13 protein-coding genes and 1 pseudogene are annotated in these 19,920 nt (G+C 70.7%); 5 read left to right on the top strand and 9 right to left on the bottom strand.

Going from position 1 to position 19,920, the window contains the following annotated elements:
• Positions 1–215 precede the first annotated feature (215 nt).
• Positions 216–3,767: a DNA polymerase III subunit alpha gene (gene dnaE / locus ACIPSC_RS36495; protein WP_400833825.1), complete on the top strand. Its 3,552-nt coding sequence runs from the start codon at positions 216–218 to the stop codon at positions 3,765–3,767.
• A gap of 87 nt (positions 3,768–3,854) precedes the next feature.
• Here dnaE and ACIPSC_RS36490 read toward each other — a convergent pair whose 3' ends face one another.
• Both ACIPSC_RS36490 and ACIPSC_RS36485 read right to left on the bottom strand, forming a co-directional pair.
• The gene (locus ACIPSC_RS36490; protein ID WP_400833822.1) at positions 3,855–4,046 is read right to left on the bottom strand and encodes a hypothetical protein; all 192 of its coding nucleotides are present in this window, start codon (positions 4,044–4,046) and stop codon (positions 3,855–3,857) included.
• Between the two features lie 24 nt (positions 4,047–4,070).
• A complete protein-coding gene (locus ACIPSC_RS36485; protein WP_400833819.1) occupies positions 4,071–4,343 on the bottom strand; it encodes a hypothetical protein in 273 nt (90 codons plus the stop codon).
• Positions 4,344–4,702: 359 nt separating this feature from the next.
• Here ACIPSC_RS36485 and ACIPSC_RS36480 point away from each other — a divergent pair, with 359 nt between their 5' ends.
• A complete protein-coding gene (locus ACIPSC_RS36480) occupies positions 4,703–5,239 on the top strand; it encodes a hypothetical protein (protein ID WP_400833817.1) in 537 nt (178 codons plus the stop codon).
• Positions 5,240–5,355: 116 nt separating this feature from the next.
• Here the strand turns inward: ACIPSC_RS36480 and ACIPSC_RS36475 are convergent, their stop codons facing one another.
• Positions 5,356–6,903, bottom strand: a complete 1,548-nt coding sequence (locus ACIPSC_RS36475; RefSeq protein WP_400833814.1) for a Na+/H+ antiporter — start codon at positions 6,901–6,903, stop codon at positions 5,356–5,358.
• 297 nt (positions 6,904–7,200) lie between these two features.
• Between ACIPSC_RS36475 and ACIPSC_RS36470 the strand changes: the two genes are divergently transcribed.
• From ACIPSC_RS36470 to kdpB, 3 genes are all read left to right on the top strand, one after another.
• The gene (locus tag ACIPSC_RS36470) at positions 7,201–8,334 is read left to right on the top strand and encodes a universal stress protein (RefSeq protein ID WP_400833811.1); all 1,134 of its coding nucleotides are present in this window, start codon (positions 7,201–7,203) and stop codon (positions 8,332–8,334) included.
• Positions 8,335–9,328: 994 nt separating this feature from the next.
• On the top strand, positions 9,329–10,180 hold the full coding sequence (locus ACIPSC_RS36465; protein ID WP_400833808.1) for a hypothetical protein: 852 nt from the start codon (positions 9,329–9,331) through the stop codon (positions 10,178–10,180).
• A gap of 337 nt (positions 10,181–10,517) precedes the next feature.
• A complete protein-coding gene (kdpB, locus tag ACIPSC_RS36460; RefSeq protein WP_400833805.1) occupies positions 10,518–12,695 on the top strand; it encodes a potassium-transporting ATPase subunit KdpB in 2,178 nt (725 codons plus the stop codon).
• Positions 12,696–13,051: 356 nt separating this feature from the next.
• Here the strand turns inward: kdpB and ACIPSC_RS36455 are convergent, their stop codons facing one another.
• From ACIPSC_RS36455 to ACIPSC_RS36430, 6 genes and pseudogenes are all read right to left on the bottom strand, one after another.
• Positions 13,052–13,729, bottom strand: a complete 678-nt coding sequence (locus tag ACIPSC_RS36455) for an NfeD family protein (RefSeq protein ID WP_400833802.1) — start codon at positions 13,727–13,729, stop codon at positions 13,052–13,054.
• 102 nt (positions 13,730–13,831) lie between these two features.
• Positions 13,832–15,274, bottom strand: a complete 1,443-nt coding sequence (locus ACIPSC_RS36450) for a hypothetical protein (RefSeq protein WP_400833797.1) — start codon at positions 15,272–15,274, stop codon at positions 13,832–13,834.
• 306 nt (positions 15,275–15,580) lie between these two features.
• Positions 15,581–16,255: a response regulator gene (locus ACIPSC_RS36445; protein WP_400833794.1), complete on the bottom strand. Its 675-nt coding sequence runs from the start codon at positions 16,253–16,255 to the stop codon at positions 15,581–15,583.
• On the bottom strand, positions 16,252–18,831 hold the full coding sequence (locus ACIPSC_RS36440; RefSeq protein ID WP_400833789.1) for an ATP-binding protein: 2,580 nt from the start codon (positions 18,829–18,831) through the stop codon (positions 16,252–16,254). The genes ACIPSC_RS36445 and ACIPSC_RS36440 overlap by 4 nt, the downstream gene beginning before the upstream one ends.
• Before the next feature lie 123 nt (positions 18,832–18,954).
• The gene (gene kdpC / locus ACIPSC_RS36435) at positions 18,955–19,587 is read right to left on the bottom strand and encodes a potassium-transporting ATPase subunit KdpC (RefSeq protein WP_400833785.1); all 633 of its coding nucleotides are present in this window, start codon (positions 19,585–19,587) and stop codon (positions 18,955–18,957) included.
• Between the two features lie 24 nt (positions 19,588–19,611).
• A pseudogene (locus ACIPSC_RS36430) lies at positions 19,612–19,920 on the bottom strand (potassium-transporting ATPase subunit B); the annotation flags it as partial.

Genomic DNA, 19,920 nt, shown 5'->3' with positions numbered 1-19,920 from the left:
CCGCGGGGCCTGGTCCGGATCGGCCGCGACTGTACGCGACCGACGACCGAGCGCACGAGGCCCGACCGGGGCGGCGGCCTCACCCCCCTGCTGACCGCAGGGACATCAGAAGGTCGTCAAGGTTGCCGCCGGGAGCGTGTGCCACGGCACGTCGGCGCCCGCCGGTCGTTAGGTTGGGCGTCTCGTTTCCGCGCCGTCCCGAGGAGCCAGACACCGTGTCCGACAGCTTCGCGCACCTGCACGTCCACACCGAGTACTCGATGCTGGACGGAGCGGCAAAGAACGGGAAGCTGTTCACCGAGGCGGAGAGACAGGGCATGCCCGCCATCGCGATGAGCGACCACGGCAACATGTTCGGCGCCTACGAGTTCTTCCACGCCGCCGCCAGGACCGGGGTCAAGCCGATCATCGGCATCGAGGCGTACGTCGCCCCCGGTTCGCGCTTCGAGAAGAAGCAGGTGTTCTGGTCCCCGGGCGGCCAGCGTCCGACCGGGGCCGACGGCGAGGGCGGCAAGGACGTCTCCGGCGGCGGCCGCTACACCCACATGACGATGTGGGCGCAGAACCCGACCGGCCTGCGGAACCTCTTCCGGCTCTCCTCGCTCGCGTCGATGGAGGGCTACTACATGAAGCCGCGGATGGACCGCGAGCTGATCGCCGCCCACGCCGAGGGCATCATCGCCACCACCGGCTGCCCTTCCGGCGAGGTGCAGACCCGGCTGCGGCTCGGCCAGTACGACGAGGCGGTCAAGGCCGCCGGCGCCTACCAGGACATCTTCGGCAAGGAGAACTACTTCCTGGAGCTGATGGACCACGACCTGGACATCGAACGCACGGTCCGCGCCGACCTGCTCCGGCTGGCCAAGCAGTTGGACATCCCGCTGCTGGCCACCAACGACTCCCACTACGTGACCGCCGACCAGGCCGACGCCCACGACAGCCTGCTCTGCGTCGGCGTGGGCAAGAACAAGGACGACCCGAACCGGTTCAAGTTCCAGGGCACCGGCTACTACGTGAAGACCGCGGCCGAGATGCGCGAGCTGTTCCGCGAGCTGCCGGAGGCGTGCGACAACACGCTGGCGATCGCCGAGCGGGTCGAGTCGTACGAGGAGGTCTTCACCTACGTCGACCGGATGCCGCAGTTCGACGTGCCCGAGGGCGAGACCCAGGCCTCGTACCTGCGGAAGAAGATCGAGATCGGGTTGAAGCACCGCTACGGGGACAGCCCGAGCCAGGAGGTGCTGGACCGGATCGAGCTGGAGATGGGCGTGATCACCCCGATGGGGTTCGACGCCTACTTCCTCGTGGTCGCCGACATCTGCCAGTACGGCCGGGACAACGGCATCCCGGTCGGCCCGGGGCGTGGTTCGGCGGCCGGCTCGATGGTCGCCTTCCTGACCGGCATCACCCAGCTCGACCCGCTGGAGCACGACCTGCTGTTCGAGCGCTTCCTCAACCCGGAGCGCATCAACCCCCCGGACGTCGACATCGACTTCGACGACCGCCAGCGCGACCAGATGGTGCGTTACGTCACCGAGAAGTACGGCGCCGCCTACACCGCCCAGGTGAACACCTTCGGCACGATCAAGGCCAAGGCCGCCGTCAAGGACGCCAACCGCATCCTCGGCTACCCGTTCTCGATGGGCGACCGGATCACCAAGGCGATGCCGCCGGACGTGATGGGCAAGGGCGTCCCGCTGGCCGACCTCTTCAACGAGAGCCACCCGCGCTACAACGAGGGCACCGAGATCCGCGGGCTCTACGAGAACGAGCCGGACGTCAAGAAGATCATCGACACCGGTCGGGGCATCGAGGGCCTGATCCGCGGCACCGGCGTGCACGCCGCCGCCGTCATCCTCTCCTCGACCCCGCTGCTCGACCTGATCCCGCTGCACATGCGGGACAAGGACGGCGTGATCATCACCGGCTTCGACTACCCGTCGTGCGAAGCCATGGGCCTGATCAAGATGGACTTCCTGGGCCTGCGGAACCTGGGCATCATCGACCACTGCATCAAGATCATCAAGGCCAACCGGGGCCTCGACGTCGACATCGAGAAGATCCCGATCGACGACGCCACCACCTACCAGCTGCTCGCCCGCGGCGACACCCTCGGCGTCTTCCAGCTCGACGGCGGCCCCATGCGCGCCCTGCTGCGCCTGATGAAGCCCACCGAGTTCGCCGACATCTCCGCCGTCTCCGCCCTGTACCGGCCCGGCCCGATGGGCATGAACTCACACACCAACTACGCCCTGCGCAAGAACGGCCAACAGGAGATCATCCCGATCCACCCCGAGCTGGAGGCCCCGCTCAGCGAGGTCCTCGGCCCCACCTACGGCCTGATCGTCTACCAGGAGCAGGTCCAGCGCGCCGCCCAGGTGCTGGCCGGCTACTCGCTCGGCCAGGCCGACCTGCTGCGCCGGGCGATGGGCAAGAAGAAGAAGGAGGTCCTGGAGAAGGAGTTCGTCCCGTTCCACGCCGGCTGCAAGGAGCGCGGCTACTCCGACGAGGCCATCCAGGCGGTCTGGGACGTCCTGGTCCCGTTCGCCGGCTACGCCTTCAACAAGTCGCACTCCGCCGCGTACGGCCTGGTCTCCTACCAGACCGCCTACCTCAAGGCCAACTACCCCGCCGAGTACATGGCCGCGCTGCTCACCTCGGTCGCCGACGACAAGGACAAGATGGCGGTCTACCTGGCCGAGTGCCGGCAGATGGGCATCCGGATCCTCTCCCCCGACGTCAACGAGTCGGTGGTCGACTTCACCGCCGTCGGCAGCGACGTCCGCTTCGGTCTCAAGGCCGTGCGCAACGTCGGCGTACCGGTCATCGAGTCGCTGGTGAAGACCCGGAAGGAGAACGGCAAGTACACCTCCTTCCCCGACTTCCTGGACAAGGTCGAGCTGGTGGTCTGCAACAAGCGCACCGTCGACTCCCTCGTCAAGGCCGGCGCCTTCGACTCACTCGGGCACACCCGGCTCTCGCTCAGCACCGTCCACGAGAGCGCGATCGACGCCGTGACCGGGGTCAAGAAGCAGCAGGCGATCGGCCAGGACGACCTCTTCGGCTCCCTCGACCCCGCCGACGGCGGCGGCATCGGCCTCGACCTCCAGCTCACCGACCGCGAGTGGCCCCGCCGCCAACTCCTCGCACTGGAGCGGGAGATGCTCGGCCTCTACGTCTCCAGCCACCCGCTGGACGGCGCCGAGCACATCCTCTCCCAGAACCGCGACACCTCGATCGCCGAACTCCTCGGCTCCGGCCGCACCGAGGGCGAGGTCCGCCTGTCCGGCCTGATCACCGCCGTCGACCGCCGGATCAACAAGGCCGGCAACGCCTGGGCGATCATCACCCTCGCCGACCGCGACGGCTCGGTCGAGGTACTGTTCTTCCCCGCCACCTACAACCTCATGGCCGAGCAGATGATCGAGGACAACGTCATCTCGGTCCGCGGCCGTGTGAACGAGCGTGACGGCTCGCTGAGCATCTTCGGCCAGGAGATCACCACCCTCGACGTCTCCTCTGCCGAGCTCGGCACCAAGCCGCCCGTCCAGATCACCGTGCCGGCCTCCCGGATCACCCCCGAGACGGTCGCCGAGCTCAAACTCGCACTCCAGGCCCACCCCGGCGACGTCCCGGTCCGCCTGTTGACCACCAGCTGGGACAAGGACACCCTCTACGAGCTCGGCTTCCTGGTGAACCCCGGCAACGGGCTCGCCTCGGACATCAAGACCCTCCTCGGCAACCGCGCCTGGGCAGGGACGGTGTAACGGCCGGCCAACCTTGACACCCGCCGTCGCCACCGCCGCGCGAGTCTGCTGCATCACGATGCCCGGAGAGAGCCGTTCGAGGAGATGTCACACTTCCGGGAGGACTTCTCCGGATGTCCGACCGCCCGGCGTGACGAACTGTTCGAGCCCACCGACGCGCTGCTGTGTGCGGTAATGGCAGATCCAGCGGGCCTCGGCGTTGGTGGCGCAGAATTCGTGGGGCCGCACCCTCACCGCGGTCCGGCCGTCGAGTTGCTCGGCGAGTTCGGTCAGGTACATGGAGCGCGCTTCCGGCTCGATCGGTCAGGCGCCAGGATTCGGGCTGTCACCGAGGGCCGTCGACGCCTCGGCGAGCGATTCGGCCACCGCATCGGCTCGATGCTGCCATCGGTTGAGCGCCGTACGCAGCGCGTCGCCGGTGGCGAACCCGTCGAGGGCTGCCGCTGCGGAGCCAGCCGAGCGGGCGCCGAGCGCGCGGATCCTGTCGTTCTCCTCGGCGAATTCGTGCAGCACCGCCCTTACAGGCGCAAGACGTTCGGCCGTGTCGGCCCCCTCGTTGAAATCCGTCGAGCTCACCGCTGACCATTCCCTTCCCCTAGCCGATGGTTCGGTCAAGTTAGTTGGTGACGACAGTTGTTAACAAGTCGTCAATATCGACGCACAATTCTCCTGACGCTTTTCTGACGCCGCCGGTGACGATCGATGAAATACGACCACGGCGCCGTCGGAGGCCTGGTCGCCCTGGACCCCGGAGTGCCGCCTCGGCGGTGGTGGCGCCACCCAGACCGGCAACAAGGCCACCTTCTCCTGGTTCCGGTCGCGTCCAGAACGATGGTGGAGCCTCTGTGCACTGACGTTCCGATCGAGCGGGGCTTCCGGACCCGGGTTCTGCCGAGGTGCGAAGTTCCGGTGCGGCCGCGTGATCCAATGGGCCCATGGGGGATGCGCGAAAGACCTACGGGCCGCTGGAACTCGTCGATGGCCGCTGTGTGATGGGAGACTCCCACCGGCCGGACGGTCGCTGGGTGGAGCTCCGAACAGAGGGAATGGTCCAGCACGCCGGCGGCTCAGAGGACGAGTTGATCCCCTGGTCGAGGGTCATGCTGGGGGTCGGTATCCAGATAGGGCACGGGACGAACGGATCGGGCTACCAGGGTGAGATCGGGTTGACGGGCTTTCTCGGCGGCCTCCCCGGCCCCTTCAAGGGGCGTGGGGGTGGCCACCTCAGCATGACCCTCCGCCACCCGTACGAGGACCGGAAGCTGACCTTCGACCGGCACGCCGAGTGGTACAAGCCCACGCACATCCTGCTCCTGGCCGAGCTGATGACGCAGACGGTCAGTGCTGGCGACGGTCACCGGCTCGGCGACGCCGACTGGCTCGCATGGGCGATCGGACGCCTTGAACTCGTGACGTCCTGGCCGCTCGGCCGTCAGCCGGCGGCGGTGCTGGAAGCGGCCCTGAAGGACTGACCGGCCTCGCCAGGAGGGCAGGCGACCTCGGCCGGGGCCGAGCACGGCGGTGACCAGTCCTAGGAGCGCGTCGCCGTTGGGGAAGACCTGTACGACGTCAGAGCGGCGGCCGGCGGTCAGGAGGTGCCGAGGGCGGCCTCCTCCCGGTCGAGGTCCTGCTGCAGGCGGCGGCGGGTGGTGTCGCTGATGCGGTGCTCCTCGTAGAGGCGGTGCAGTTCCATGCTCTGGACGGCGATGACCTCGTGCCTCAGCTGGCGGTAGGCGGAGTCGGCCGTGGTGCCGTCGGGCGCCTCGGGGGTGCGGTCGAGGCGGGCGGTGAGGCCGCGGCGGACGCGGTCGACAGCGGTGTCGGGCACCGCCTCCAGGGTGGCTAGGTGCTCGACGTGGTCGAGGGCGGCGTGGTTGAGGGCGTCACGGGCGTCGTCCTCCTCGCGGGCGGTGTGCTCGGGTTCCAGGGCGAGTCCGGAACGGTTGACCACGGCGGCCAGCGTGAGGCCCTGGACGACCAGGGTGAACACCACCACGGCGGTCGTCAGCACCAGCACCAGCGGCCGCCCGGCGAGCGGCGAGCCGTCGTCGGTGACCAACGGGATGGACAGCGCGGCGGCCAGCGGCATGACACCCCGGGTTCCGGCCCAGGTGACCACCCCGGCGACGCGCCAGGACAACCGGCCGCTGGTCGGCTTGACCGCGCGGGTCAGCGGGAGCGTCGACAGCACCCGCACCGCGATCAGCACGGCCGCCAGGACCAGTGCCTGCAGCGGCCACCAGCCGGTGCCGGCCGGCAGGTCCCGCACCAGCGTCGGCAACTCCAGACCGACGATGCTGAAGACGACGCTCTCCAGCAGGAACACCACCACCGCGTAGACGGCGTACAGCTGCAGCCGGATGTGCGCGTCGGTGAGCCGGTGGCCGGAACGGCCGAGCAGCACACCCGCGACCACCACCGAGGTCACGCCGGAGGTGTGCACGGACTCGGCCAGCACGTACGCCGCGTACGGGGTGACCAGCGCGATCACCGTCTCCAGCACGGGGTCGGTGGTCCGGCGGCGGACCAGCCACACCAGCCCGGCAACCACGGCGCCGGCCAGGCTCCCGCCGCCACCGAGCAGCAGGAACTCCCCGCCCGCCGCCGGCAGGCTCACGGCGGCGCCGACGGCCACGGCGATGCCGATGGCCACCTTGAACAGCACGAGCGAGGTGGCGTCGTTGAACAGACTCTCCGCCTGCACGAGGACCTGGACCCGCCCTGGCAGCGCCAGCCGGCGCCCGAGCGCGGTGACGGCCACCGGATCGGTGCTGGACAGCACCGCCCCCAGCACGAAGGCCATCGCGGGCGACAGACCCGCGATGGCGACGGCCGCGAAGCCGACGGCGGCCGCGGAGGCGAAGACCAACCCGAAGGAGAGGATCGTGACCGGGCGCCACACCGTGCGCAGGTCCCGCAGGGACAGCTCCTCGGCGGAGGTGTACAGCAGGGGCGGCAGGACGACCATGGCGATCGTCTCCGGCGGGACGTGCAGCGCGGGGACACCGGGTATCAGCGCCACTCCGACACCCGCCAGGACCAGCAGCGAGGGCGCCGGCATGCGCAGGCGCCGGGCGAAGGTGGCCACGGTCGTGGCCAGAACCACCAGGACGAGAACGATCCCCACAACGCGCATCGGTGGAATTGACCCCATCACGACGAACGGGGTCACCGCGGCCGATCGCTGCAGTCGTCCCCCGCGCCGACCAGGCTTCCCGGCACACCTGTGGCCATCTTATCGGGGCATTAGCGAAGAACGGCAGGGCATATTCGCGCATCACCGGGAGAGCAGCCGACACGAGCAGCCCGTGACCGCCCCAGCCGCATGCGGGGGCGACGATGGAAGGGACACGTGGTCTGCCCCCGGGCGCGGCCCGGCAGGAGGCGGTCGGGCCGCACCTGCGGCCCTGCCTGGCAGCCGGAAGGGACGGCGGTGGTGTCTCGCGGCCGGTTGCGGGTCTACCTCGGGGCCGCTCCCGGGGTCGGCAAGACGTACGACATGCTCGCCGAAGGGCAACGCCGCGCCTCGCGCGGCACCGACGTCGTGATCGCCTACGTCGAGGACTACGGCCGGCCGCTCACCCGCGCGATGGCCGAGGGCCTGGAAGCCGTACCCCGCCGCGCAATGTCGTACCGGAACTGCGCCTTCACCGAGATGGACCTCGACGCGGTGCTGGCGCGCCGCCCGCAGGTCGCCCTGGTCGACGAGCTGGCACACACCAACGTCCCCGGCTGCCGGCACGAGAAGCGCTGGCAGGACGTCGAGGAACTGCTGGAGGCCGGGACCGACGTCATCACCACGGTCAACATCCAGCACCTGGAGTCGCTGAACGACGTGGTGGAGCAGATCACCGGCATCCGGCAACAGGAGACCGTCCCGGACGACGTGGTGCGCGGTGCCGACCAGATCGAGGTGGTCGACATGTCCGCCGAGGCCCTGCGGCGGCGGATGGCGCACGGCAACATCTACCCGCCCGAGAGGATCGAGGCGGCGCTCGCGAACTTCTTCCGTGCCGGCAACCTCACCGCGCTGCGGGAGATCGCCCTGCTCTGGGCCGCCGACCGGGTCGAGGAGGCCCTGCTGCGCTACCGCGCGGACCACGGCATCCAGCAGCCGTGGAGCACCCGGGAGCGCGTCCTGGTCGCGCTGTCCGGCGGCGCCGAGGGCGACACCCTGATCCGGCGCGCCAAGCGCACCGCGTCGCGCGGCGCCGGCAGCGAGTTCCTGGCCGTCCACGTCTCCCGCGACGACGGGCTGACCGGTCCCTCCCCGCGGCTACTGGCCCACCAGCGCGCCCTGGTGGAGAGCCTCGGCGGGAGCTGGCACGCGGTCGCCGGAGGCGACCCGGCGCAGGCGGTCCTGGCGTTCGCCCGGCAGGTCAACGCCACCCAGATCGTCATCGGCGCCACCCGTCGCAGCCGCCTCAAGGGCCTGTTCGGCCGCGGCACCGGGGAGACCATCATCGAAGGCTCCGGCGACGACATCGACGTCTACGTCGTCACCCACTCCGAAGCCGCCCATGGCCACCTCCTTCACCGCCGCCGGCCGCCCGCGAACGACGGCTGACGTACCCGTCGGCGTCGCTGCACCCCCTCGCCCGGCTTTCACCGGCCGCCGAACCATCCCCGGAGGAACCCGCCGGGGCCGGGGTTCGGCAACGGTTCGCCGCCAGGCCCCACGCCCGAGCGGCGAACCGTTGCCTCGCAGGTCACGCTAGGTGCGGCCGAGCGCCCATCCGCCCACCTTGACGAGTCCTTGACGCGTTCGAGGGCCGTCTTGACGGAGCCCTGGCGGTCAGCCCTGTCCGGCAGCCGCCGCGACGTGACCTTTCAGAGTCATCGCGTCCCCGATGAGGCGCCCCGCCGGCCGGACGCCCTCCATGAGGAATCCGCCGGGTCGTCCCTCACCCCAGACCGGGGGTAAGCGGAGCAAGCCTGCCCTGGCCCCGATGCCTACACCTCGATGTGGGAGCCCATGATGATCGTGCGGTCGCGGGGGAGGCCGAAGTACTCGGCGGCGTCGGCCGTGATGTAGGAGGTGGCGACGAACAACCGCTTGCGCCAGGGTGCCATCGTCGGTTCCCGGCCCGAACACCCGGCCGACCGCCGCGATCTTCCGGCGTTCCTCTCTGCCGGGCTCGCGTACGGAGCCCGCATGCGCCACACACGGGCTCCGTCAAAACCACCGCCCATGAACCGCCTCCCCCGTAACCTCGACCCCGAACGGGCTCGACAACGGCACACGGGGGGCAACTGCTGGCCGACTTCACGGTCGACATCGAGTTCCTCGCCGAGCTCCCGGCACCGCGAGGGGGCTGCGGCGACGAACTGGAACAACACCGTCATCGGCGGTGCCGGCATGGGCGGCGGCAAAGCGGGCGTCGCCGGTACCGTCACCGCCGTCGGCAGCGTCTTCGGCATGCGCGGATGGGCGGTCCGGAATTGACCACCGCCACGCCCGCCCCCTCGCTCTGGCTCACCCTCCCGCCCGAGCAGTGGGACAACATCCGAAAGGCAGTCGGGTGACCGGAACCGGCGGCGGCCGTGGGTCCATCCCGTTGATGGTCGCCCTCACGCTCGGCGCGCCCTGCGCGGCACTCGGGCTCGGCCTCGCGTACACCTACTGGGGCTGGCCGGCCACGCTGGGGATCGGGCTGCTGGCCGTGGTGGCGCTGACCGTCGGCACTGGCAAGGTGGCCAGCAGCACCGAGCGTGGATGCTGGGCGGTGGTCCTCGTCCTGGCAACCGTGGTCTTCACCGCCGGAATGGTGACCGTCGTCCGTGACGACCTGCTGCTGACCTTCTCCGGCACCACGGTGACGGCTCGTGTGGTGGAGAAGGAACGGATTCCCGCCGACCGTGGCTACCAGTTCCGGCACACGCTGAAGACCCGCGATGGCTCCCTCGTGCCCGGCGGGCAGCTCACCGCGCACGGTGAGAGGTTCCGGATCGGTGAGGAGGTGACCGTCCGAATGGACCCGCGCGGCCGGGCGAGGCCCCAGCTGCCCGAGGAGATCGACATCGGCAGCGACGTCGCGTGGGGAGTCACCGGGGCCGCAGCCACCGTGCTCGCCATCCTGTATGCGGGTCTCACGGCCCGCCCGCCGGGGCGGGCGCGGGTTCGGTTCCACGAGCGCTCCCGCACCGCCCGCCGGCGCGTCCGGCAGCGAGGGCCGCTCCGCCTCGCCGCCGTCCTCGGCGTCCTGTCCGCACTCTGGCTGCTGGCCTTCGTCCTCGCCGACGCCCACGTCGGCGGTGCTCTCACCATCCCGCTGGGCACCGGGTACCTGCTTGCCGTCGTGGCCTGCGTCGCCTGGCTCCCGGAGAAAGAGGACGCGAACTTCCGCCTCGCCATCGTGCTGGTCGCCGCCCTCTTCGCAGGAGCCGGCCCGTTCGTGGCCGCGAAGCTCTGACCGAACGTCATGGAGGCGCGGGTGGGAAAGGCGGCCGGGCCGACATCCCCCACCCGCCTACTCACCCAGGCGCCCACGCGCCCAGCCGCGGCCGGCCACGACGGGCAACTGAGACGTGCCCCATGACACAGCCGGTCACCCCCGCCGGAGCGGCCTCGCCGCGTCAAGGAGCGGTCCGTCGGTACGTCAGAGAGCTGTCAAGGATGGGCGGCGTCGCGCCAAGCTCCCGTCAAGATGCACGAGAAGTGAGGAGATCCGGTGCTTCGCTGTGCGGCGTCCCGCTCACACCCGATCCTGCCGCCCCCTCACCCGGGCGGCTCGGAAGGTCTCACAACCGATGCGCCGTTCGGCCCTCACTCCACCGGACACCACCGACACCCAGAACAGGTTCCGCGACCTCGACCGCACGCAGCAACCACAGCATCCGAGCCACCGCCCCGACGCACCGAGGGGCGACCGGCGCCGGCTGATCGACACCGAGCAGTTGGTCGAGGCGCTGCCGGAAGCGCTGCGCAAGCTGCACCCGCGCACCATGGCCAAGAACCCGGTGATGCTGGTGGTCGAGACCGGCTCGGCGGCCACCACGCTGAGCGCGGTCCTCCACCCCAGCGTCTTCGCCTGGGTGATCAGCTTCTGGCTCTGGCTGACCGTGCTGTTCGCCAACCTCGCCGAGGCGGTCGCGGAGAGCCGCGGCAAGGCCCAGGCCGACTCGCTGCGCCAGGCCCAGGCCGGCACCACCGCCCGCCGCCTGCTGCACTGGCGGGTCGGCACCCGCGACCACCGCCACGAGACCATCCCCGCCGAGCAGTTGCTGCTGCACGACATCGTGCTGGTGCCGGCGGGCGAGGTGATCCCCGGCGACGGCGAGGTGGTCGAGGGGGTGGCGAGTGTCGACGAGTCGGCGATCACCGGGGAGTCCGCACCGGTGATCCGCGAGTCCGGCGGTGACCGCACCGGCGTCACCGGCGGCACCAGGGTGCTCTCCGACCACCTCGTGGTCCGGATCACCTCCCGGCCCGGGCAGAGCTTCATCGACCGGATGATCGCCCTGGTCGAGGGGGCGAACCGGCAGAAGACGCCGAACGAGATCGCCCTCAACATCCTGCTCGCCTCGCTCACCATCGTGTTCGTCCTCTCGGTGGTCTCCCTCCAGCCGATGGCGATCTACGCCCACTCCCCGCAGACCACCATCGTCCTGGTGGCGCTGATGGTCGCCCTCATCCCGACCACCATCGGCGCGCTGCTCTCCGCGATCGGCATCGCCGGCATGGACCGCCTCGTCCAGCGCAACGTCGTCGCCCTCTCCGGCCGTGCCGTCGAAGCGGCCGGCGACGTCGACGTGCTGCTCCTCGACAAGACCGGCACCATCACCCACGGCAACCGCCGCGCCACCGCCCTGCACCCGCTGCCCGGCGCCACCGTCGAACAGCTCGCCGAGGCCGCCCAGTTGGCCTCCGCTGCCGACGAAACGCCGGAAGGGCGGTCCATCACCGAGCTCACCGACCGCCAGTACTGGGTGCCGCCGCGCGCGCCCGGCGAACTCGGCGAGCAGGCGCCCGTCCCCTTCACCGCGCAAAGCCGGATGAGCGGCGTCGACCTGCACTGGCCCGACGGCACCACCTGCCTGATCCGCAAGGGCGCGGCAAGCGCGGTCGCCCACTGGGTGGTGCGCTCCGGCGGACGGCTGCCGATGGAGGCCAAGGGCATCGTCGACCGGATCTCCGCCGCCGGCGGCACCCCGCTGCTGGTCGCCGTCCACGACCGGCACGGCGCCCGGGCGCTCGGCGTGGTCGAGCTCAAGGACGTCGTCAAGGAGGGCATCGCGGAGCGCTTCGCCGAGCTGCGCCGGATGGGCATCCGCACCGTCATGGTCACCGGCGACAACCCGCTCACCGCCCGCGCGATCGCCGCCGAGGCCGGCGTCGACGACGTCCTTGCCGAGGCCACTCCCGAGGACAAGCTCGCCTACCTGAGGAAGGAGCAGGCGGCCGGCAACATGGTCGCGATGACCGGCGACGGCACCAACGACGCCCCCGCCCTCGCCCAGGCCGACGTCGGCGTCGCGATGAACACCGGCACCCCGGCCGCCAAGGAGGCCGGCAACATGGTCGACCTCGACTCCAACCCCACCAAGCTGATCGAGATCATCCGGGTCGGCAAGCAACTCCTCATCACCCGGGGAGCATTGACCACCTTCTCGATCACCAACGACGTGGCCAAGTTCTTCGCGATCATCCCCGCGATGTTCGCGAACGCATACCCCGGCCTGCGGCACCTCAACATCATGGAACTGCACAGCCCGACCTCGGCCATCGCCTCCGCGATCATCTTCAACGCCCTGATCATCGTCGCACTGATCCCGCTCGCCCTGCGCGGCGTCCGCTACCAGCCCGCCAACGCCACCGACCTGCTCCGCCGCAACCTGCGCGTCTACGGCCTCGGCGGGCTGATCCTGCCGTTCCTCGGCATCAAGGCCACCGACCTGCTGATCCAGTTCGTCCCCGGCCTGGACTGAAGCACAGAGCGCCAGGCCTGCACACCTGTAAGACCGCTGCCGACTGCCACATCACCTGCCAGGTCCCGACGCCCGGCAGCGCCTGACCGACCCGGGAGACGACACGATGACCGACCACACGGGCAGCGGCGGAGGCCGGCGGATCCGCATCCTCGACGGGCAGCACGAACTCACCGTCCACGCCCTGACCAGGACGGCCGAGGCGTTCACCGTGATGTACTCCGTCACCCCGCCGCTCCCGGGTGACCTCCGCCCCGTCTCCCCACCACTGCACAGGGTCGACAAGCGGGCCGTCGGTCGATACGACCGACGGCCCGCGGAAGGTCCGGCACGGCCGGTTCGGCGATCAGGTGTCCCTACGGTGTCGCTCGGCGCCCCGCGTCCCGATCGGTGTGCCCTGCCTCGGGCGGGCCAGGCGGAAGACCAGGCCGTGGTTCGACGGCCGGATACCCCGGATACATCGGCCGGTGTTCGGCTGCCCTGGCGAGCAGGCCGTCCCGATAGCGGGTGAAGGGGCGCACACCGAGCAGACAGGCCGCCGCCAGTACGCCGAACAGGGCGCCGGCGACCGGGACCGACCAGGCCAGGGCAAGCGCAACCACGCCGCACGCGGCCCCCAGGCGGAGCAGCGCGCGGGGGTTGTGGGTCGCGAGGATCTCCGCCTCGCTCGGCATCGGCATCCGGTCGGGCGCCGGCCGGACGGGACCGGTGCCGGGCGGCCAGCCCGGTGGAGTCCAGACGTGGGTGCCCTGTCCGGGCGGCGTCCAGGTCCACGGGACCGGCGCGGGTACGCCCGGCCGCAGCTCGGGGGCGCGCATCCAGTCCCCGCGGATCCGCGCGCGCGGGTCGGAGTCGAGCACGGCCCGAACCGCGGCGCTGCTGAAGCGGTCCGAGTACTGCTTGAAGTGCTCCAGGCGGTATCCGTAGAGCCAGCAGAGCCAGCGCATCTCGGGCTCACCGAAGGAGAACAGGTTCACGGCCCGCTCGATCCGCGGGCTCCCGTCCAGCAGTTGGGCCGTCTTTCCGAGGTTCATGATTGATCACTTCCCTGCCACGGCGGCCGTGTCCTTCTGCGGGCCGTCCTTCCGAGCGTTCTCCAGGCGGACGAGCACGACCCGCCAGGCGCCAAGCGCCTCTCAGCCGAACTCGCGCAGCCGCGGCCGGACTCCCAGCAGGGGCAGGGCGAGCGCCGCGGCGAGGGCGGCCCCACCGAGGGCGGCGGTGGTGGCGTCGAGGTCGTCGTCGGTGGCGGCGACCGCGTTCTCGAAGGCGTGCTGGTTGATCGCCCGGGTGTCGTCGATGGCGGCGCTGAGCACGCCGAAGTCGGCGTTGGACTGGCCGGCCTGGGTGCCGGTGTTGAAGGTGACCGCCTCCTTGAGTCGGCCCTGGGCGTTGAGCTCGCGGATCTTCCGGTCGTCCTGCTGGTACTGCTGGAAGGCGGTGAGCACCCGCTCGGCCGCGTCCTGCTCGCCGGAGAAGGTGATGTTGCGCAGTTCGTCGCCGAGGTAGCCGCCGAAGCCGACGGCGGCGTGGTCGGACCGGTGCCGGTCGGCAAAGGCGGCTAGCTTGGCGTTGTAGGTGCCCAGGGTGGCGCCGTCGACGCGGGCGAAGGCCTGGGTCTTGTCCAGGAAGCTCTGCTCGTAGGCGGCCTCGCGGGCCGGGTCGGTGAGGTAGCGGCTCTCGTCCGCGTTCAGGTCGTAGGCCACGGCGCGGGCCCGACTGAGTGCAATCACCGAGTCGAAGGAGTTGCTCTTCGCCACCACCAGCTGGTGGTCGGCCCGGGAGGCCAGCGTCAGCGCAGTGAGCAGCCCGACGAGGGCGAGCAACGTGGTAACGGCGAGCGGCACGTTGACCAGCCGGTGGAAGCGCACCGCCAGCAACCGCTGCAGCACACCGAGCGTGGCGAGCGCGAGCAGACCCGTGACCAGGATCCACCACCAGCCACCCGCCAGGTCGCCGCGCTGCGTGTCGTAGATGTGCTGGACGGTGGCCGAGTTGGCGGCCGTCACCTCGTCCACGGCCGGCAGCAGCCGCTGCCTCAGCAGGTCGGTGGCCTGCCGGTAGGCAGCCAGGGCCTCCGCCGACGGCTTGCCCGCCGGGGCGTGGGACTGGTCCTCCAGCAGCTGTGCCCGGGCCACCAGGGCCTCGTAGCGGCCGAGTTCGCCGATCACGGTCTGCACGGCCCGCTGCCCGGCCGGATCGCCCGCGGCGGCTTCGGCGACCCGCTGCAGGTCGTTGTCGGCCTGGGTCCGGCGCTGCTCGTAGGTCTTCTCCAGGGTCTCCTGGCGGAGCTTCGCGTAGTCCGGATCGGCGCCGAACAGCAGCAGGTTGGCGGCCTGGGCGTCCATGTCGTTGAGCGCGAAGTAGAGGTCGGCCGAGCGCACCACCTGCGGGGCGGCCTGGTGGCCGATGACGTCCGTCCCGTCCCGGGCGCCGCCCAGAACAGTGGCGGTCACGGCCCCGGTGGTGAGCACAGTTGCCAGGCAGAGGCCGGTCAGGGCGCGGACCAGGCGCGGGGTGTTCCACCAGGCGCGGCTGCGCCAGCCCGGGGAGGTCCAGTGACGGGGGACACGCGGCACGGGTCGTGGATCGGCTGTCTCAGCGCTCGCCATCCCCGGCGAGCCCGTCCCCACGACGATCGTTCCGCTCGACGAACCCGTTGGCATCGCCGCGCGCCCCCTCCCCTGTTTCCTTCACTGGCCGCCGAACTTGCCCCGGCGTAACCGGCCGGGGCTGGGATTCGGCGTGGCCCGCGTCCAGCCGTTGAACTGGTGGCGAACCGTTTCTTCGCTGATCACGCTATGGCCGAAACCAGCCTGTCCGGTTGGCACTGACGCCGCCTTGACGCGCCAGGCCTCGATCTTGACGGATCGTTGGCGCCGGGGTCATGGCTGGAAGCGATAGCCGATGCCGGGCTCCGTGATCAGATGGCGCGGGCGCGCCGGGTCGGATTCGAGCTTGCGGCGCATGGCGGCCAGATAGACCCGCAGGTAGTTGCTGTGACCCTGGGCGTCCGGGCCCCAGACCTCGGCCAGAATCTGCCGCCCGGGCACCAGCTTCCCCGGATTGGTGACCAGCAGGGCGAGGATCTTCCACTCGGTGGGGGTGAGCCTCACCGGTCCGTCCGGGCCGGTGACGGTAGCGGCGGTGAGGTCGATCTCGTGCCGGCCGGTCCGCGTCGGCGGTGCGGGTGTGAGGGTGACCGGCCTGCGCAGGACGGCCCGCAAGCGGGCGAGGAGTTCGTCCATGATGAAGGGCTTGGTGACATAGTCGTCCGCCCCCGCGTCGAACGCCCGGAGCTTGTCCTCGATGTCGGCCCGCCCGGTCAGCACGATGATGGGCACCTCCAGTGTGGAGCGCACGCCCTGGATGACGTCCACCCCGTCCAGGTCCGGCAGACCCAGGTCCAGCACGACGGCGTCTGGCAGGGCCTGGGCCACCGAGTCCAGTGCCTCCTGGCCGGTGGCCGCCGTGAGCACGGAGTAGTGCCGGGCCTGCAGGTTGATCCGCAGCGTGCGCAGGAGCGCAGGCTCGTCGTCGACCACCAGGATGTGACTCATCGCTCGATGCTCCTCTCCGCCACGTCGAGGCCGGCCTCGGCGTTGTCGTGGTCCGGCGCGGCGGGCAGGGTGAGCAGCATCGTGGTGCCGCCGCCGGGCGTGTCCTCGACCTCCAGACTGCCGCCCATGGCCTCGGCGAGGCCGCGGGAGAGAGCAAGGCCGAGGCCGACGCCGGTGGTGTTGTCGGTGTCGCCGAGGCGTTGGAAGGGGAGGAAGACGCGGTCGCGGTCCTCGGGGGCGATGCCGGGGCCGCGGTCGACGACGCGGATCTCGACCCGTTCGGCGTGGTGGCTGGCGGTGACCAGGACGGGTGCGCCGGGCGCGTTGTGGCGCAGCGCGTTGGTGATGACGTTGGCCAGGACGCGCTCCAGCAGCGGCGGGTCGACCAGCACGGCGGGCACGGTGTCCAGGTCGAGCGGCTGGACGGGCGCGTAGGGGTCGGGAAGGGAATCCATCGCCCGGGGCAGGATCTCGTCGAGGTGGGTCTCGGCGAGGTGCAGGGTGAGCGCGCCGGCCTGGAGGCGGCTCATGTCGAGCAGGTTGTCCACCAGCCGGGTGAGTTTGACCAGCGACTCGTCCGCCATCGCCAACAGCTCCGCCTGGTCCTCGGGCGAGAACTCGACGTCGGGGCTGCGCAGCGAGCCGACCGAGGCGAGGGCGGCGGCGAGCGGGGTGCGCAGGTCGTGGCTGACGGCGGCGAGCAGGGCGGTGCGCATCCGGTCGGCGGCCTTGATCGGCTCGACCTCGGCGGCGACCACGGCGAGCCGGTCACGTTCCAGCGCGGCGGCGACGTGGGCGGCGAAGGCGGTCAGCACGCGCTGGTCGGCGGCGGGCAGCCGGCGACCGGTGAGCACCAGCACGGCCCGTTCGCCGACCGGGACCTCGGTCGCCTCCCGCTCACTGCCCTCGGCATCTCCGCCTGTCTCGGCGTCGCTGCGGGCGATCGTCTCTGCCGTGGCGCTGTCCAGCAGGACGACGGAGTCCATCCCGAAGGCGGTGCGGCACTTCTCCAGCAGGGCGGGCAGCGCGTCGGCGCCGCGTAGCACGCTGCCGGCGAGGGTGGAGAGGGTCTCGGCCTCGGCGGTGGCCCGGGCGGCCCGGGTGGTGAGCCGGCCCGCGTGGTCGACCACGGTGGAGACGGCCAGCGCAACTGTGGCGAAGACGATCAGGGCGACCAGGTTGTTGGTCTCGCCGATGGTGAACGTGTGGAGGGGCGGAATGAAGAAGTAGTTGAGCAGCGCCGAGGCGATGACAGAAGCGACCAGTGCGGAGACCGCACCGCCCAGCAACGCCACGGCCACGACACCGAGTTGGAAGATCAGCGCGTCGGTGGTCAGGTTGAGCCCGGCACGGAACGGCGAGAGCACCGCGGTCAGCAGCAGGGGCACGATCAGGCCGGAGGCGAACCCGGCGACGGTGCGGCGCCTGGAGTGGCGGCGGCCCAGCGAGGGCAGCCGGCCGCGACCGCCGAACTCGTGGGTGACCATGTGGACGTCGATGTCCTCGGAGGCGTCGACGGTGGTCTGGCCGTTGCCCGGGCCGGTGAGGAAGCGGTTGAGCCGGCCGCGGCGGCTGGTGCCGAGCACCAGCTGGGTGGCGTCGTGGGCGCGGGCGAAGGCGAGCAGCGCGGTGGGGATGTCGTCGCCGACCACCACGTGGTAGCTGCCGCCGAGGGTCTCCACCAGCTGCCGCTGCTGGGCGAGTGCGCCGGAGGACGCGCCGGCCAGGCCGTCGCTGCGGGTGACGTGGACGGCGAGCAGGTCGCCGCCGGCGGTCCGGTCGGCGATCCGGGCGGCGCGCCGGATCAGCGTCTCGCCCTCGGGGCCGCCGGTGAGGGCGACCACGACGCGCTCCCTGGTCTCCCAGACGCGGTCGATGTTGTGGCTGGCCCGGTAGTCGCGCAGCCCCTCGTCGACCCGCCCGGCCACCCAGAGCAGGGCGAGCTCGCGCAGGGCCGTCAGGTTGCCGACCCGGAAGTAGTTGGAGAGCGCGGCGTCCACCTTCTCCGCCCGGTAGATGTTGCCGTGGGCCATCCGGCGGCGCAGCGCCTGGGGGGCCATGTCGACGAGTTCGATCTGGTCGGCCCGGCGGACCACCTCGTCCGGGACGGTCTCGCGCTGGGGGATGCCGGTGATCTTCTCGACGACGTCGTTCAGCGATTCCAGGTGCTGGACGTTGACGGTGGTGATGACGTCGATCCCGGCGGCCAGCAGCTCCTCGACGTCCTGCCAGCGCTTGGCGTGACGGCCGCCGGGGATGTTGGTGTGGGCGAGCTCGTCCACCAGCACCACAGCCGGGCGCCGCTCCAACACTGCGTCGAGGTCCATCTCGTCGAACTCGGCGTCGCGGTAGGTCCGCCTGGCTCTCGGCAGCACCTCCAGCCCGTCCACGAGTCCCTCGGTGAACCTCCGTCCGTGGCACTCGATGTAGCCGACCACGACGTCCGCACCACGGGCCTGTCTGCGCTGGGCCTCGTCCAGCATCCGGTAGGTCTTGCCGACACCGGGGGCGGAGCCGAGGTACACCCTCAGCCGGCCACGACGGTGCGTGGTGCCGGGGGTGAGGTCGCGGGCCATGGGCGCTGCTCTTTCGTCTGAGGGGCCGACCGGAGGTGGAACGGAAATGGGCGACCGACCCAGGCACAGGAGGTGGTCTCCCGCGCCCGGGTCGGTCCGGTTACTCGGTTGTCCGGCGCGAGGTCACTTCTGCTCGCTCAGCGCCTTGTTGAGCAGGACGACGTTGACGCCTTCCTGGCCGAGGAAGCCGAGCGGTCGGCCCTCGGTGTACTTCTCGACCAGCTTGTTCACGGCGTCGACCGGGAGCTTGCGCTCCTTGGCGACCCGGTCGACCTGCTCCTTGGCGTAGGCGACGGAGATGTGCGGGTCCAGCGACGAGCCGGAGGCGGTGACCGCGTCCACCGGGACGCCCGCCGGGTCGACGCCGTCGAAGGCGGCGACCGCCTGCCGGCGCTCGTCGATCGTCTTGGCCAGGTCCTCGCTGTTGGGGCCCAGGTTGGAGGCGCCGGAGACCTTGCCGTCGTACTTGTTGGCCGAGGGTCGGGGCTGGAACCACTTCGGGTCCGGCCGGGGCTGCTCGTTCTCGTCCTCCGGGTTCTGCTTGGGCAGGTTGTAGTTCTGGCCCAGCAGGCTGGAGCCGATCTCCTTGCCGTCGGCGGTCTTCACGATCGAGCCGTTGGCCTGGTCGCTGAAGACCGCCTGGGAGATGCCGGTGACCAGCAGCGGGTAGGCGATCCCGAGGATCACCGTCATCACCAGCAGCATCCGCAGCGCGGTGAAGTGCGTGCGCACAGTGGTGGGCAGGGGCTTGGACATGATGCGTTCCCTCCTTTCCGTGGGTCAGCTCAGGCCGGGGATGAACTGGACGACCAGGTCGATCGCCTTGATCCCGATGAACGGCACCACCAGACCGCCGAACCCGTACAGTCCGAGGTTGCGGCGCAGCAGTGAACTAGCGTCGGACGGTCGGTACTTGACGCCGCGCAGGGCGAGCGGGATGAGGCCGATGATGACCAGGGCGTTGAAGACGATGGCCGAGGTGATCGCGGACTGTGGGCTGTGCAGGTGCATGATGTTGAGCTTGTCCAGGCCCGGGTAGACCGCCGCGAACATCGCCGGGATGATCGCGAAGTACTTCGCGACGTCGTT

The organism is Kitasatospora sp. NPDC090091, assembly GCF_044747365.1.
In the GTDB taxonomy this organism is placed as follows: domain Bacteria; phylum Actinomycetota; class Actinomycetes; order Streptomycetales; family Streptomycetaceae; genus Kitasatospora.
Note: the sequence above shows the minus strand (reverse complement) of the source record. Positions and strands in the feature narration are given on the sequence as shown.

Bases quoted from the DNA above. Each gene is read 5' to 3' on its own strand.
- ACIPSC_RS36445 (WP_400833794.1), bottom strand. From the start codon at position 16,255: ATGAGTCACATCCTGGTGGTCGACGACGAGCCTGCGCTCCTGCGCACG.
- ACIPSC_RS36480 (WP_400833817.1), top strand. From the start codon at position 4,703: ATGGGGGATGCGCGAAAGACCTACGGGCCGCTGGAACTCGTCGATGGC.
- ACIPSC_RS36455 (WP_400833802.1), bottom strand. From the start codon at position 13,729: ATGAACCTCGGAAAGACGGCCCAACTGCTGGACGGGAGCCCGCGGATC.
- ACIPSC_RS36440 (WP_400833789.1), bottom strand. From the start codon at position 18,831: ATGGCCCGCGACCTCACCCCCGGCACCACGCACCGTCGTGGCCGGCTG.
- ACIPSC_RS36465 (WP_400833808.1), top strand. From the start codon at position 9,329: ATGGTCGCCCTCACGCTCGGCGCGCCCTGCGCGGCACTCGGGCTCGGC.
- kdpB (WP_400833805.1), top strand. From the start codon at position 10,518: ATGCGCCGTTCGGCCCTCACTCCACCGGACACCACCGACACCCAGAAC.
- kdpC (WP_400833785.1), bottom strand. From the start codon at position 19,587: ATGTCCAAGCCCCTGCCCACCACTGTGCGCACGCACTTCACCGCGCTG.
- ACIPSC_RS36490 (WP_400833822.1), bottom strand. From the start codon at position 4,046: ATGTACCTGACCGAACTCGCCGAGCAACTCGACGGCCGGACCGCGGTG.
- ACIPSC_RS36475 (WP_400833814.1), bottom strand. From the start codon at position 6,903: ATGCGCGTTGTGGGGATCGTTCTCGTCCTGGTGGTTCTGGCCACGACC.